We start from the raw sequence: 14,395 nt of genomic DNA, 5'->3' as shown, positions 1-14,395 counted from the left end.
GCCCCCAGTAGACCACTGGGTTGATAGGCCAGAAGTGGAAGCGCCGTAAGGTGTGGAGCTGACTGGTACTAATAGGCCGAGGGCTTGTCACACACCACACTCCGCTCTGAGCGGGTGTGTGGGTTGAAAGACTTTGCTGGTCGCAAGCCTGCGCTACAAAAGTAACGATGTTCGCGTTCACTGTACGGTTCCCGGAATACGGTCAAACCCCAGCAACCGAACCCAGTGATGGGTTCGTGGCTCGAGTTGGTTTGATTGATATTTCTATAGAGTTTCGGTGGCCATAGCGTCGGGGAAACACCCAGTCTCCATTCCGAACCTGGAAGTTAAGCCCGCCAGCGCCGATGGTACTGCGACCGGGAGGTCGTGGGAGAGTAGGACGCCGCCGGACATTCACACTGTTAAGGGCCACCCCACACCGGGGTGGCCCTTAACATTTTGCACAGCAGTCCGCGTGCAAACAGATAGCCGCCGGCACGTCCCCCGGGGGCATGTCACGCGGATCAGGCTGCAGCCGCACGGCCTCTCAGCTCCACGCGCCGGCGAGCCGGCCGCTCGCGCACATCCGCTCGCGCACTGACCAGACTCGACGCGGCGGTCGTGCCCGTCACACCACAATCTGCCAACACCACGTTCGCCCCTCGAACAAGGCTCGAGCCCGCGCCTCGCACGCCCACGCTCACGCGTCGACCAATGCAGCACGCAGCGCCCGTGGCCGTCATGCCAACCACGGTCGCATGACTTTCCGGCCCGTGCGACGTTCGAGCCGGCAGCTCGTACACACACGCTCACGCGCCGACCACCTACGACGCAGCGGCCGGGCCTGTCGTCCCACCGCACGATGTCCTGCCTGTTCACACTCGAGCCGGCTCGTGCACGCACGCTCGCGCGTCGACCACGTACGACGCAGCCGCCGTGCCCGTCGCGCCACAACCCGGCAGCACCACGTTCCTGCCTCGTACGACGTTGAGCCGGCGCCTCGTACGTCTGCGCTCGCGCGTCGACGACGTACGACGCACAGCGGCCGCGCCCGTCGTCCCACAGCGCGACGTTCCTACCTCGTCACACCCGAGCCGGCGGCTCGTAGACAGACGCTCACGTGCCGACCAGGTTCGACGCGGCGGTCGTGCCCGTCGCGCGGCAAGCTGGCAGCACCACGTTCCGGGCTCGTGCTCGTACGTCTGCGCTCGTGCGTCGACGACGTGCGACGCACAGCGGCCGCGCCCGTCGTCCCACAGCACGACGTTCCTACCTCGCGACACCCGAGCCGGCGACTCGTACACGCACGCGCCGACCACGTTCGACGCAGCGGCCGTGCCCGTCGCGCCACAAGCTGGCAGCACCACGTTTCGGCCTCGTGCGACGGGCGGGGCTGCGCCTCGTGGACGCACGCTCACGCGTCGACCAGGTACGACGCAGCGGCTGTGGCTGTCGTGCCGAGCACGGCGGCATGGCTTTCCGGCCACGGGCGACGGTCGGGCCGGCAGCTCGGACGCACACGCTCGCGCGTCGACCACGTATGACGCGGCGGCCGCGCCCGTCGTCGCGCAGCACGACGTTCCTACCTCGTTCCACACTCGAGCCGGCGGTTCGTACACGTGGGTTCACGTGCCGAGTAGTGGCCCACCTCGGATGAGCAGCTGCCGCGTCAGGGCGCCAGTGGCGCGGCCGAGCCGCGGGTGAGGGTGAGCACAGTTCACGCACTTGCCCGGATCTTGGACATCGGGAAGTAAGTCCAGTGATTTAGTCTAGTTTCGATCGCGTGGAACCTGTCGCGTATCGGTGGCTGCCCTGCTCAGGTGGGCGGGGCGGCTACCGAGCCGCGTTCGATCAGCGTGGGGGTGAGGGTGGTGCGGCGGACTCGGCGGTTGGTGTCGACGGCGGAGGTGACGCGCGAGACGACATGGCTGACCAGGTCGTCGAGGGGCCAGTGGAAGGTCGACAGGGGCGGCGTGAGGAGTTGGGACATCGGCTGGTCGTCGTAGCCGAGCAGGGACAGGTCCGTCGGGATGTGGAGGCCGAGCTCGCGGCTGGCGGCGTACACGCCGAAGGCCATCGAATCGGCGAGGGCGAGGATGCCGGTCGGGCGGCCGTCGTCAGCGAGCAAGGCACGGGCGACGTCGGTCGCGCCGGTCAAGTCATGCGGGCATTGCAGCAGGCGGAGCTTCAGGCCGAGGTCGATGGCTACTCGCTGCGCGATCACCTCGGCGGGGCGCTCGACCTCGAGGCGGCGGGTGGGGCTCAGAACGGCGATGTCGCGGTGGCCGGCGTCCGCGAGGCGGCGCAGGGCGGTGGTCACGCCGGTCTCGTTGTCGAGGATCACCTCGGACTTCGCTTTCGCGCCGGGCAGTTCGTCGCCGATCGCGATCACCGGGACCTCCCGGGCGATCTCGGCCCAGGCCTTCGCGGCCGGGTCGATCGGGATCACCACGATCGCGTCGGCGCGATGGTCGACCAGGTGCTGGGCGAGCTCGAGTTGGCGGCCGGCGTCGCCGGCGGAGTCGATGATCCAGGCGTTCCGGTCGGGCGCCAGGAGCTCGCGGCCGAGGGCGGCGGCGACGCGTTGTTGCCAGAGATCCTCGAGCGAAGCGCACAGTACGCCGATCGAGCCGCTGCGGCCCGAGGCGAGCGCGCGGGCGACGGGGTCGGCCTGGTAGCCGAGGCGCTCGGCGGCGTCCTGGACTCGCTGGCGGGTCTCTGGTGTGCCGTGCAGACCGCGCAGTGCGTACGACACTGCGGCCATCGAGAGCCCGGTCTCGGCGGCGATGTCCTTGAGGGTTGGCCTCCGGCCTGTTCCGGACATGCCCACGACCCTAGCCGCCGCCACGGACAAATCCAGACGACGCCGCCGACCGGCCCCGACGTTCACCCCTCAGTTCGCCGGTTGGCAGTGTGATGCCGGTGGGGGAACGGGCAACCTCGAGGGTTGACCACTCGAACGGCCGGGTGGCGCCGGGGATGCGGGGACCGCGGGCAAACGAGCGGTGGGTGGAGCGGTGACGGGGATGGGGCGGTTGGTGTCCGGCGGGTGGGTGCTGGACTTGACAGATGGTCCGTTGAAGCGCTTCACTCTAGTCACACTGAAGCGCTTCAATCTGATCAAACCGGCGTGAGGAGGGTTCGATGATCGACGTTCATCAGCACCTCTGGCCGGAGGCCTTCGTGGACCGGCTGCGGGCCCGTCGTCAGCCGCCGTACCTCGACGGCTGGACGCTGCACTGCGCGACCGAAGCGCCGTACGAGGTGGATCCGGCCGCGCACGAGCTCGGCAAGCGGGTCGCGATCGAGCAGGACGCCGGTACGGCGCTGGCCGCCGTGTCGCTGTCGAGCCCGCTGGGTGTGGAGGAGCTGGGCGACGCGGAACTGCTGCAAGCCTGGCACGACGGGGCCGCGGAGTTTCCCGAGCCGTTCCGCGCCTGGGCGTCCGCCGACCTGCGAGACCCGGATGTCAAAGGGTTGGAAACCCTGCTCGACAAGGGATTCCTGGGACTTCAGCTGCCCGCGCACGTGCTCACCACCCCGAGTGGTTGGGAGGTGCAAGGGGAGTCGCTCCGCGCCGCCGAGCGCAAGAACAAGCCGATCCTCGTGCACCCCGGCAAGGCGCGGTCGACCGAGGCGCCAGGTTGGTGGGCGCCCGTCGTCGACTACACCGCACAACTGCAGGCCGCGTGGTGGGCATGGCACGCGTTCGGTGGGCGACGCGAGTTCCCCGAGCTGCGGCTGTGCTTCGCGGCGGCGGCAGGTCTCGCGCCGGTGCACCACGAGCGGCTGACCGCGCGCGGCGGCCGGCTCGGCACCATCGACCCGAATCTGTACGTCGACACCTCGAGCTACGGCCCGCAGGGGATCGACGCGGTCGCGCGGGTGCTCGGCATCGACCAGGTGGTGCACGGCACCGACCGGCCGTACGCCGACGCCGCCGACCTCCGCCAGGGCGACGCCGCGACCGCGGTGATCCGCCACGACAATCCGCACCGGCTGCTCTTCGGCAGCTGTGGAACTACTCCTGAGAGGGGAGTGCAGTGACTGCCCAGCCAATCGACGTACCCGACGTCCCGGCGCGCCAGGCCAGCCGGCTCGTGGAGCTCAACAACTGTTTGTCGCTGGACGACCTTCCGGGCCGCGACCTGACGCCCGCGGAGCTGGCCGAGCTCGCCGCGTCGATCGCCGCGCAGCCGCACCTGTGGGAGGACCAGGTCGCGTACAGCGACGAGGAGCGCGTCTTCGCCTCGCTGCACCGGGACGCGAACGTCGACGTGTGGCTGATCTGCTGGACCCCCGTGAACGACACCGGCTGGCACGACCATGACGTCTCCTCCGGTGCGGTCGCCGTCGCCCGCGGCAAGCTCGTCGAGCACAACCTCGCGATCGGCACCGACTCGATCGAGACCGAGGTCGAGGCGGGTGACGTGTACGGCTTCGGCCCCGACCACATCCACCGCCTGACCGGTCTCGACAAGGGCAGCGTCACGGTGCACGCCTACAGCCCGCCGCTGTGGCGGATGGGGCAGTACTCGGTGAAGGACGGCGTGCTGCGCCGGGTCTCGGTTTCGTACGCCGACGAGCTCCGCCCCATCGACTGACAGGAACAGAACACCGAGGCCGGGCCCCACTGGGTCCGGCCTCGTTCACGTGAGGCTGTTGTTGATGAACGCCAGCGTCCGAGCCTCGATCCGGCGGAGCTCGGCCGCGGGCGCATCGCGGAGCGGTCCCTGGCCGGTGAGGACGGCCGTGCCGTGGACGATCGACCAGATCGGGTACTCGATGCCCTCGCGTCGCTGCCGATCGAGGACGCCCGCCGCTACCAGTTCGTCGAGCGCGTCGCGGAGCAGGCCCAGAGGAGTACGTGCCGTCTCGTCCCGCTCGTTGTAGCCATGCTGCTGCGGGACCGCGAACGCCGTCGCGAACAGACCGGGCTCTTCGCGAGCGAACTCGAGGTACGCCGTCCCGATCGCGGCCAGCCGGCGTTGCGGCGCGCCGGCCCCGCCGCGGACCCGGCCGATTCCCGCGGTCATCCGCTCGGCCAGCGCGTTCATCGCTGCCGCGCACACCTCGGCGAGCAGTTCGTCCCGATCGGCGAAATGCCGGTACGCCGCGTTCGGTACGACGCCGACGATCCGCGTCGCCTCCCGCAGTACCACGGCGTCCGGACCCCCGGTCCGCGCGAGCTCGAGACCGGCGGCGACCAGGCCGGCGCGGACGTCGCCGCGCGGGCGCCGTCGTCGCGGGAGCGCTGCTCCGGGGTGGTTCACCGGCTCAGGATAACAATGTGGACACTGTCCACTAAGGCGAGCTAATGTGGACAGTGTCCACAAAAGGGGAGACCATGATTCCGTACCGGACGGGCGCGGCCCGGCGAGGCATCGAACAGGCGCTGGTTGCCGCAGGCAAAGACCTGGACGGCTTGCGTGCCGAGGATCTCGCGCTGCTGGAGGATTACCACACCGGCGGACGGCTCGCGACCGTCCAGCTCGCCGGTCTGCTCGGCATCACCGAGACCACCGCGGTGCTGGATGCGGGCGCCGGCATCGGCGGCACGGCGCGATACGTCGCGTCGACCTTCGGCTGTCCGGTGACGGCCGTCGACCTGTCGGACGAGTACTGCGAGATCGCCGGATGGCTCAACCGCCTGGTCGGCCTCGACGACAGGATCGCCGTACGCCAGGCAGACGTGACCGCGCTGCCGTACGACGATTCGAAGTTCGACGTCGTGTTCAGCCAGCACGTCCAGATGAACGTGGCCGACAAGCGTCGTCTCTACCGCGAAGCGCGGCGCGTTCTGCGGATCGGCGGTCGCCTGGCGCTGTGGGACATCACGGCCGGCGACGGGCGCGAGATCGACTACCCGATGCCGTGGGCGGACGGAGCCGAGCACTCCCACCTCGCCGCGGCGGACGAGTTGCGCAAGGTGCTCGAAACCGCGGGGCTCACCGTCGAGCACTGGGCGGACCTGACCGACACGATCGCACCCGTGATGCAAACGATCCAGTCGCTCCCGCCCGCCCCGCTCGGTCTGCAGGCGTTCGTTCCCGACTTCCGAGAGCGTCTCGAGAACCTGACCGCTGCACTGACCGACGGCCGCGTGCGGGCGACCCAAGCTGTCGTCCGAAGAAATACCTGACTAAAGTCAGAGAATGGGTGTGACGGAGGTACGGCGGTTCAACCGGTTGGTGACCCAGCGGGTCGGCGCCCTGCAGGAGGACTACCTCGCGCGCGGCCGGCCGCTCGGGGAGGACCGGCTGCTGTGGGAGATCGGGCCGGACGGGTGTGACGTGCGTTCGTTGCGCGCCCGGCTCGATCTCGACTCCGGGTACGTGAGCCGGTTGCTGCGGTCGCTCGAACGCGCCGGACTGGTCCGGGTCGAGCCCGGCGTGACGGATGGGCGGGTCCGGATGGCGCGGTTGACCTCCGGCGGCCTTGCCGAGCGGCGGGTGCTGGACGCACGCTCCGACGAGCTCGCCGCCGCGATTCTGGAGCCCTTGAGCGAGGGCCAGCGGGAGCGGTTGATCGCGGCGATGGACGACGTCACGCGGCTGCTGACGGCGTCGATGGTGAGGGTGGAGCTGGTGGACCCGCGGCTGCCGGCGGCGCAGTACTGCTTGACAGAGTACTTCGCCGAGCTCGGGCGACGGTTCGACGCCGGCTTCGACCCGGCGCGCAGCATCTCGGCGGACAACGCCGAGCTCACACCGCCGGCCGGTTCGTTGCTGCTGGCAACACTTCACGGAGAGCCGGTCGGCTGCGGTGCACTCAAGCTGCACGGCGACGAACCGGCCGAGATCAAGCGCATGTGGGTGTCGCCGGACGCACGGGGCCTCGGGCTCGGCCGCCGCCTGCTGGCCGAGCTCGAACGTACGGCGGCTGCGCACCACGCACCCGCCGTACGTCTGGAGACCAATCACAACCTGACCGAAGCCATCGCGCTCTACCGGTCAGCTGGTTACCAGGAGGTTCCGGCCTTCAACGCCGAGCCCTACGCCCACCTCTGGTTCGAGAAGTCTCTCAACGCCTGAGTTGACCGAGGAGACCGTGCGACTCGTCGTCGGGGCCTGCGGAGAACCACAGGACGTTGGTGCCCCCGGTCGTGGCGGTGCCTTGAAGCAGAGCCCAGAGGCCGTCGATCGCCAGCGTTTTGCCGTTGCTGCCGCGCAGTTGGCCGGCGAAGTGATAACGGCCGTACGACGGGCGGAACACGCTGATGTGCCCGTCGCCGAAGTTGCCGACGAACAGCGTGCCGGCCGGCAGGCCCCAGGCGGCGGGGGCCAGCGCGAGACCCCACGGAGCGTTCAGTGTGCCGCGGGACGCGACGCGGGTGATCAGCCGGCCGCCGACCGTGTAGACGTCGACGAACCCCCGGCCCGGGCCGGCGATCTCGTCGTTCGTCTTGGGGTCGAGCAGCGCGTAGGCGACGAAGATCCGCCCGTTCAGCGTTTGCACGTTGAACGGTGCGTAGCCCCGGGGCAGCCGTGCGTCGCGGAACGCCCAGCGCGGCAGCTTCACCGGGTGGAACGAGCTGTCGAACACGTCGATCCGCTTCTGCGCGAAGTTGGCGGCGTACAACCGGTCCCCTGATCTGGTTGTCGCGAGCGCCAGCCCCTTGTAGACCGCCCCGGGCGTCGTGGCTTTGATCTCCGCCGGGCCGATCAACGCGTCGACCTGCGGGCTCCAGGCGGCGATCTGACCGGTTTCGGTGGCGAAGATGAACCGGGCCGGCGCGCTGGTGGTGCCGTTGCTGAGCACGAAGCCGGTGCCCGGGTTCGACACCTGCCCGGTCGGCGCCGGCATGGTCACCCGGACGGTAGGCACTTTGGTCGCGGTGTTGGCACCTGGTGCGGACGAGTAGAGCGTGGATGACGACGTACCGTTGTTCGACGACCACAGTGGGGTGGTCGCGCCGAGCGACAGACCCCACGGGTTGACGAGGTCGGCGTCCTGGAGTGCGGCTTTGCCGGCCTGGTCGGACACGAGGTTCACCTGCTGTACGACGAGCGGTGAATGCGACCGGTGCGCGTCGGCCGTGGCCGGGGCGATCAGCGCAAGACCGCTGACCAGCGCCGTCGCGACCGCGAGTGGCCGGCCTTTCGAGCGCAGTGACATGACACTTCCCCCTCGATAGGTGTGTGCGGGACACCCTTCGATACGCCTGGATCGGCGATGCGGTTCAAGGCCACTCGACCGAAAAGTGGTTATGGAACGGATCCCGCCGGAATCGTTAGCGTCGGGGTATGAGGATCCGCGTGGTTGATGCGTTCGCCGACCGGCCCTTCACCGGGAACCCGGCCGGGGTCTGTGTGCTCGAGGCCGGGGACTGGCCCGACGAGGGCTGGATGCGGTCCGTGGCCGCCGAGATGAAGCACGCGGAGACCGCGTTCGTCCGGCCGTCGGCGGGCGCCGGGGCGGAGTGGGACCTGCGCTGGTTCACGCCGACCAAGGAAGTGGTGCTCTGCGGGCACGCGACGTTGGCGACCGCCCACGTGCTGGCCGCGGACGGGAAGGTGTCCGGGAAGACCTCGTTCGCGACGCTGAGCGGAGTCCTGGTGGCGGACGTCGCCGCCGACGGGATCACGCTGGACTTCCCGGTGAACCGGCCGATCGAGGAGCCGGTGCCGGAGGGGCTGGCCGCTGCGCTGGCGGTCGAGCCGCAGCGGGTCTACGTCACCGGCGAACTCCGTGACCTGCTGGTCGTCGTCCAGGACGAGGCGACGGTGCTCGCGGTCGTGCCCGACCACGACGCGATCGCCGGGATCACCCAGCGCGAGAACCTGCGCGGACTGATCGTGACCGCGCAGGGGACGGAGTACGACTTCGTGTCGCGCTTCTTCGCGCCCGCGAGCGGGATCCCGGAGGATCCGGTGACGGGGAGTGCGCACACGAGCCTGGCGCCGTACTGGGCCGAGCGCCTCGGGCGGGACGAACTGGTGGGCTACCAGGCGTCCGCCCGAGGCGGTGTCGTCCAGGTCGTGCCGTCAGGCGACCGCGTCTACCTGAAGGGCCGGGCCGTCACGGTGCTGGACGGTGAACTGCTGGTCTAGGCCCAGGTCTAGGCCCAGGTCTCGGCGTGGGTGGCCACGCCGTTCGGGGCGATCAGTTCGGTGACGACGTCCTCGGCGTCCGCGTCGAGCGGTTCGAACGGCGGCTCGGGTACGACGTACGCCCGGGCGCCGGCGACCATCTCGATACCGGGCAGCTCGAACCAGGCCTCGCCGACCTCGCGGCTGATCTCGTAGATCGCCTGCTCGGCGGAGTCGACCGGCTCCCGGTCGCCGGACTCGTCCAGCTCGGCCGGGTGCCGCTCCTGCGCGGCGCGACCGGCCTCCAGCAGCGCGTCCAGGTCGACCACGCGCAGGTCGAACCGCGAGACGACGCTGATCACCTGGTCCTGCTCGACCTCCTCGTCCTCGTCGTCGACCGCGTCGTCCAGCAGCAGCGGCGCCGTACCGGTGTGTTCGAAGACCGCGTCGTTCCAGTCCTCGACCACGCCCTCGAGCGCGGCGTTGTGCTCGAACAGCGTGGTGTGGTCCTCGTCGCCCGTCATCGCGAGCAGGGCGTCGGTGTGTGCCTGGAGCCGCTCGGCGAGCTTGCGGCTCGCCTCGGCGAGCGCGGTCCGGGTCTCCGCGGAGAAGAACTGCTCGGCGGTGGCGGGGGTGTCCAGTTCAGTCACGTGCGTGTTCTTCCCTTGTCTGTCGGTGGGAATGCCAGGCGTAAGTATGTGAGAAGCCTGTGAGAGCTGTGTCAGCGGGTGTGAGAGCCCTGCGAGAACCCTCCTGACCGGGCAGCTAGCGGTGTCCAGTTGAGCTCATGAGCACATTCGTCGTGAGGTGTCGCCGTCATGGGTGACGTCGTCTACCTCGCACTCATCGTCGTCGTGTTCGCGGCCGTCTGGTCCGCGCTGCGCGGAGTGGAGAAATTGTGAGCGCCGAGAACATCGCGGGCCTGGTCGTGGCCGCTGCTCTGGTCCTCTATCTGATCGCCGCCCTGATCTTCCCCGAGAGGTTCTGATGTCCGACACCGCGGCCGGCCTGTTGCAGGTCGGCCTCCTGATCCTGTGCCTGGCGGCGGTCTACCGGCCGCTGGGCGGGTACATGGCTCGCGTCTACACCTCCGACAAGGACCTGCGGGTGGAGCGGGCGACGTACAAGCTGTTCGGCGTCGACTCGAAGGCCGACCAGACGTGGGCCGTGTACGCCCGGTCGCTGCTCGCGTTCTCCGCGGTCAGCGTCGTCCTGCTGTACCTGCTCCAGCGCCTCCAGCACTGGCTGCCACTGTCGCTCGGCTTGCCGAACGTCGAGTCCGGACTGGCGTTCAACACCGCCGCGTCCTTCGTCTCGAACACCAACTGGCAGAACTACGTGCCCGAGGCGGTCCTCGGCCACCTGGTCCAGTTCGCCGGTCTCGCCGTCCAGAACTTCCTGTCGGCAGCCGTCGGCATGGTCGTCGCGGTCGCGCTGATCCGCGGCTTCGCCCGCGCGAAGACCGACCGGCTCGGCAACTTCTGGGTCGACCTGACCCGGACCACGCTGCGGATCCTGCTGCCGATCGCGGTCGTCGGCACCCTGGTGCTGGTCGCCATGGGTGTCGTCCAGAACTTCTCCGGCGGGCACGAGGTCACCTCGGTGGTCGGCCAGGGCCAGCACCTCCCGGGCGGCCCGGTGGCCAGCCAGGAGGTCATCAAGGAGCTCGGCACGAACGGCGGTGGCTTCTACAACGCCAACTCCGCGCACCCGTTCGAGAACCCGAACCCGCTGTCGAACCTGTTCGAGATCTTCCTGCTGCTGGTCATCCCGGTGTGCATCACCCGGACCTTCGGCCTGATGGTGAAGGACAAGCGGCAGGGGTACGCGATCCTCGGCGTGATGGGCACGCTCTGGGCCGCCTTCACCTTCTCCGCGACGTTCTTCGAGACCCAGGGAGCGGGTACGGCGACCCAGGCCGCCGGCGCCGCGATGGAGGGCAAGGAGACCCGGTTCGGCGAGTGGGCGTCGGCGCTGTTCGCGACCTCGACGACCGGTACGTCGACCGGCGCGGTGAACTCGATGCACGACTCGTTCACGCCTCTCGGCGGCGGGACGGCGCTGTTCCACATGATGCTCGGCGAGGTGTCGCCCGGCGGCACCGGGACCGGGTTGTACGGGATGCTGATCCTGGCGATCCTCACCGTGTTCGTCGCGGGTCTGATGGTCGGGCGCACCCCGGAGTACCTGAAGAAGAAGATCACCGCCCGCGAGATGAAGCTGGTCTCGATGTACATCCTGGCGACGCCGACCGTCGTCCTGGTCGGCGCGTCGCTCGCGATGGGACTCGCGGCCGCGCGGGCCTCGATCCTCAACACCGACAGCCCGCACGGATTCTCCGAGGTGCTGTACGCGTTCACGTCGGCCGGTAACAACAACGGCAGCGCGTTCGCCGGCCTGAGCGGGAACATCCCGTTCTACAACACCGCGCTCGGCCTGGTGATGCTTCTCGGCCGGTTCGTACCGATCGTGCTGGCGCTGGCCCTGGCCGGGTCGCTCGCCCGGCAGCAGCCGGTGCCGGTGACCCAGGGCACGCTGCCCACCCACAAGGCCCTCTTCGTGACGATGCTCGTCGGCGTCGTCGTGATCGTGACCGGCCTGACCTACTTCCCCGCTCTGACTCTTGGACCCCTCGCGGAGGGACTGTGACCACCCTGACCACCCCACCCAGGCCGCCCGTCGCGACACCGGCGGCCGCGAAGAAGGCAGCTTCAGGCCTGTTCGACCCGAAGATGCTGCTCACCTCGCTGCCGGACGCGCTGCGCAAGCTCGACCCGCGGGTGATGGTGCGGAACCCGGTGATGTTCGTGGTCGAGGTCGGCGCGGTCGCGTCGACGATCTTCGCCGTCACCGATTCCAGCGTGTTCGTCTGGTGGATCGTGGTCTGGCTCTGGCTGACCGTGATCTTCGCGAACCTCGCGGAGGCGGTCGCGGAAGGCCGCGGCAAGGCCCAGGCCGAGACGCTGCGCCGGGCCAAGACCGAGACCACCGCGCGCCGCCTGACCGCGGACGGCGGCGAGGAACAGGTACCGGCCACCCAGCTGGGACTCGGCGACCTGGTGGTGGTCGAGGCCGGCCAGATCATCCCCGGCGACGGTGACGTCGTCGAGGGTGTCGCGTCGGTCGACGAGTCGGCGATCACCGGCGAGTCGGCGCCCGTCATCCGCGAATCCGGCGGCGACCGGAGCGCGGTCACCGGCGGTACGAAGGTGCTCTCGGACCGGATCGTCGTGAAGATCACGACCCGGCCCGGTGAGAGCTTCATCGATCGGATGATCGCGCTCGTCGAGGGCGCGTCACGGCAGAAGACGCCGAACGAGATCGCGCTGAACATCCTGCTGGCCAGCCTGACGATCGTGTTCCTGATCGCGACCGTGACGCTGCCGACCTTCGCGAACTACGCGCACACGAACCTGAGCCTGGTGATCCTGGTGGCCTTGCTGGTCTGCCTGATCCCGACCACGATCGGCGCGCTGCTGTCCGCGATCGGTATCGCGGGTATGGACCGGCTGGTGCAGCGCAACGTGCTGGCGATGTCCGGCCGTGCGGTCGAGGCGGCGGGGGACGTGAACACCCTGCTGCTGGACAAGACCGGCACCATCACGCTGGGCAACCGGCAGGCGGCCGAGTTCATCCCGGTCGAGGGCGTGACCGACACCGAGCTGGCCGACGCGGCGCAGCTGTCCAGCCTCGCCGACGAGACGCCGGAGGGCCGGTCGATCGTCGTACTCGCGAAAACGGGCTACGGGCTGCGCGAACGCCACACCGGCGAGTTGCCGCACGCAACCTTTGTGGAGTTCACCGCGCAGACCCGGATGAGCGGCGTCGACGTCGACGGGCGGCAGGTTCGCAAGGGCGCCGCGGGCGCGGTGAACAACTGGATCGGCCACCACGGCGGTACGACGGACGGGCGGCTCGGCGAGATCGTCGACGGGATCTCGGCCTCCGGCGGCACACCGCTGGTCGTTGCCGAGAGCATCGACGGGGCGGCGCGCGCGCTGGGCGTGATCCACCTGAAGGACGTCGTCAAGGAGGGTATGCGGGAGCGGTTCGACCAGATGCGCGCGATGGGCATCCGGACCGTGATGATCACCGGCGACAACGCGCTGACCGCGAAGGCGATCGCCGACGAGGCCGGGGTCGACGACTTCCTGGCCGAGGCGACGCCCGAGGACAAGATGGCGCTGATCAAGAAGGAGCAGGAGGGCGGTCGCCTGGTCGCGATGACCGGCGACGGCACCAACGACGCCCCGGCGCTGGCGCAGGCCGATGTCGGCGTCGCGATGAACACCGGGACGTCGGCCGCGAAGGAGGCCGGCAACATGGTCGACCTCGACTCGAACCCGACCAAGCTGATCGAGATCGTCGAGATCGGCAAGCAGTTGCTGATCACCCGCGGTTCGCTGACCACGTTCTCGATCGCCAACGACGTGGCGAAGTACTTCGCGATCCTGCCGGCGCTCTTCGCGGCCGCGTATCCCGGGCTGGACAAGCTGAACATCATGGGGCTGCACTCGCCGCAGTCGGCGATCGTGTCCGCGATCGTGTTCAACGCCCTAATCATCGTCGGCCTGGTGCCGCTGGCGCTGCGCGGTGTGCAGTACAAGCCGTCGTCCGCGTCGGCCATGCTGCGCCGCAACCTGCTGGTCTACGGCGTCGGTGGCCTGGTCAGCCCGTTCATCGGCATCAAGCTCCTCGACCTGGTGATCTCGCTGATCCCCGGTCTCCGCTGAAAGGTAGTTGGTAATGGCAAGCAATCTCCCGGGCTCGGTGCGGCAGTTCGGGGTCGCGATCCGCGCCCTGCTGGTGTTCACCGCGGTGCTCGGCCTCGCCTATCCGCTGGTGATGACCGGCGTCTCGCAGGTGCTGTTCCACGGGAACGCGAACGGGTCGATCGTCAAGGTCGACGGCAAGGCCGTCGGCTCGGACCTGATCGGCCAGGCGTACACCATGGACAGCGGCAAGAAGGACGCCGACGGGCAGCCGATCATGGTCGCCGACCCGAAGTGGTTCCAGACCCGCCCGTCCGCGAGCGATTACGACGCGGCCGCCAGCGGCGGGTCGAACCTCGGTCCGAACAACGCGGACCTGGTCGCCGCGGTCGACGAGCGGCGTCAGGCGGTCGCGGCGTTGGAGGGCGTCGCCCCGTCCCAGGTCCCGCCGGATGCGGTCACGGCCAGCGGCAGCGGGCTCGACCCGCACATCAGCCCGGCGTACGCCGCCCTGCAGGTCAACCGCGTCGCGCGGGAGCGGGGCCTGCCGGTGGAGAAGGTGCAGGAGCTCGTGAAGGAGAGCACGGAGGGTCGCACCCTGGGCTTCCTGGGTGAGCCTCGCGTGAACGTGGTGAAGCTCAACAGCGCGCTCGCCGCACTCTGAGAGCATGG

At 69.3% G+C, this 14,395-nt stretch carries 13 protein-coding genes and 2 rRNA genes; 11 read left to right on the top strand and 4 right to left on the bottom strand.

From position 1 onward, the window contains the following. Positions 1 to 92: ribosomal RNA gene (locus ABZX12_RS21185) — 23S ribosomal RNA — on the top strand; the annotation flags it as partial. Positions 93 to 273: 181 nt separating this feature from the next. After that, positions 274 to 391 (top strand): 5S ribosomal RNA (gene rrf / locus ABZX12_RS21180). A 1,404-nt stretch (positions 392 to 1,795) separates the two neighbouring features. Here rrf and ABZX12_RS21175 read toward each other — a convergent pair. Next, entirely contained in the window at positions 1,796 to 2,803 is a 1,008-nt protein-coding gene (locus tag ABZX12_RS21175; RefSeq protein WP_355695437.1) for a LacI family DNA-binding transcriptional regulator, read from the bottom strand. 320 nt (positions 2,804 to 3,123) lie between these two features. On the opposite strand from ABZX12_RS21175, the gene ABZX12_RS21170 reads away from it, so the two are divergent. Together ABZX12_RS21170 and ABZX12_RS21165 are read left to right on the top strand one after the other, a co-directional pair. Continuing rightward, a complete protein-coding gene (locus tag ABZX12_RS21170; RefSeq protein WP_355695435.1) occupies positions 3,124 to 4,026 on the top strand; it encodes an amidohydrolase family protein in 903 nt (300 codons plus the stop codon). After that, on the top strand, positions 4,023 to 4,583 hold the full coding sequence (locus ABZX12_RS21165; RefSeq protein ID WP_355695433.1) for a cysteine dioxygenase family protein: 561 nt from the start codon (positions 4,023 to 4,025) through the stop codon (positions 4,581 to 4,583). Before ABZX12_RS21170 ends, ABZX12_RS21165 begins: the two co-directional genes overlap by 4 nt. A 45-nt stretch (positions 4,584 to 4,628) precedes the next feature. Here ABZX12_RS21165 and ABZX12_RS21160 read toward each other — a convergent pair whose 3' ends face one another. After that, positions 4,629 to 5,252 (bottom strand): WHG domain-containing protein, encoded by a 624-nt coding sequence (locus ABZX12_RS21160; RefSeq protein ID WP_355695432.1) that lies wholly within the window; start codon positions 5,250 to 5,252, stop codon positions 4,629 to 4,631. A 74-nt stretch (positions 5,253 to 5,326) separates the two neighbouring features. Here ABZX12_RS21160 and ABZX12_RS21155 point away from each other — a divergent pair, with 74 nt between their 5' ends. After that, on the top strand, positions 5,327 to 6,121 hold the full coding sequence (locus ABZX12_RS21155; RefSeq protein WP_355695430.1) for a methyltransferase domain-containing protein: 795 nt from the start codon (positions 5,327 to 5,329) through the stop codon (positions 6,119 to 6,121). Positions 6,122 to 6,134: 13 nt separating this feature from the next. Then, positions 6,135 to 7,013, top strand: a complete 879-nt coding sequence (locus tag ABZX12_RS21150; protein ID WP_355695429.1) for a bifunctional helix-turn-helix transcriptional regulator/GNAT family N-acetyltransferase — start codon at positions 6,135 to 6,137, stop codon at positions 7,011 to 7,013. On the opposite strand, the gene ABZX12_RS21145 is transcribed toward ABZX12_RS21150, so the two are convergent. Next, positions 7,003 to 8,097 (bottom strand): TIGR03118 family protein, encoded by a 1,095-nt coding sequence (locus ABZX12_RS21145; protein ID WP_355695428.1) that lies wholly within the window; start codon positions 8,095 to 8,097, stop codon positions 7,003 to 7,005. The two genes, ABZX12_RS21150 and ABZX12_RS21145, sit on opposite strands and share 11 nt — an antisense overlap. Positions 8,098 to 8,225: 128 nt before the next feature. On the opposite strand from ABZX12_RS21145, the gene ABZX12_RS21140 reads away from it, so the two are divergent. Continuing rightward, on the top strand, positions 8,226 to 9,032 hold the full coding sequence (locus ABZX12_RS21140) for a PhzF family phenazine biosynthesis protein (protein ID WP_355695427.1): 807 nt from the start codon (positions 8,226 to 8,228) through the stop codon (positions 9,030 to 9,032). 8 nt (positions 9,033 to 9,040) lie between these two features. Here ABZX12_RS21140 and ABZX12_RS21135 read toward each other — a convergent pair whose 3' ends face one another. After that, a complete protein-coding gene (locus tag ABZX12_RS21135) occupies positions 9,041 to 9,661 on the bottom strand; it encodes a hypothetical protein (protein WP_355695425.1) in 621 nt (206 codons plus the stop codon). A 248-nt stretch (positions 9,662 to 9,909) separates the two neighbouring features. Between ABZX12_RS21135 and kdpF the strand changes: the two genes are divergently transcribed. From kdpF to kdpC, 4 genes are all read left to right on the top strand, one after another. Continuing rightward, entirely contained in the window at positions 9,910 to 9,999 is a 90-nt protein-coding gene (gene kdpF / locus ABZX12_RS21130; protein WP_137256202.1) for a K(+)-transporting ATPase subunit F, read from the top strand. Continuing rightward, a complete protein-coding gene (kdpA, locus tag ABZX12_RS21125; protein ID WP_355695423.1) occupies positions 9,999 to 11,660 on the top strand; it encodes a potassium-transporting ATPase subunit KdpA in 1,662 nt (553 codons plus the stop codon). The genes kdpF and kdpA overlap by 1 nt, the downstream gene beginning before the upstream one ends. A gap of 68 nt (positions 11,661 to 11,728) precedes the next feature. Further along, on the top strand, positions 11,729 to 13,744 hold the full coding sequence (gene kdpB, locus ABZX12_RS21120; RefSeq protein ID WP_355695459.1) for a potassium-transporting ATPase subunit KdpB: 2,016 nt from the start codon (positions 11,729 to 11,731) through the stop codon (positions 13,742 to 13,744). A gap of 13 nt (positions 13,745 to 13,757) precedes the next feature. Then, positions 13,758 to 14,387: a K(+)-transporting ATPase subunit C gene (gene kdpC / locus ABZX12_RS21115; RefSeq protein ID WP_355695421.1), complete on the top strand. Its 630-nt coding sequence runs from the start codon at positions 13,758 to 13,760 to the stop codon at positions 14,385 to 14,387. The last annotated feature ends 8 nt before the right edge of the window (positions 14,388 to 14,395 follow it).

Origin of the sequence: Kribbella sp. NPDC003505 (genome assembly GCF_040610875.1) — a bacterium.
Taxonomy (GTDB): Bacteria; Actinomycetota; Actinomycetes; order Propionibacteriales; family Kribbellaceae; genus Kribbella.
The sequence above is the reverse complement of the archived record's forward strand: the minus strand, read 5'-3'. Positions and strand labels throughout refer to the sequence as shown.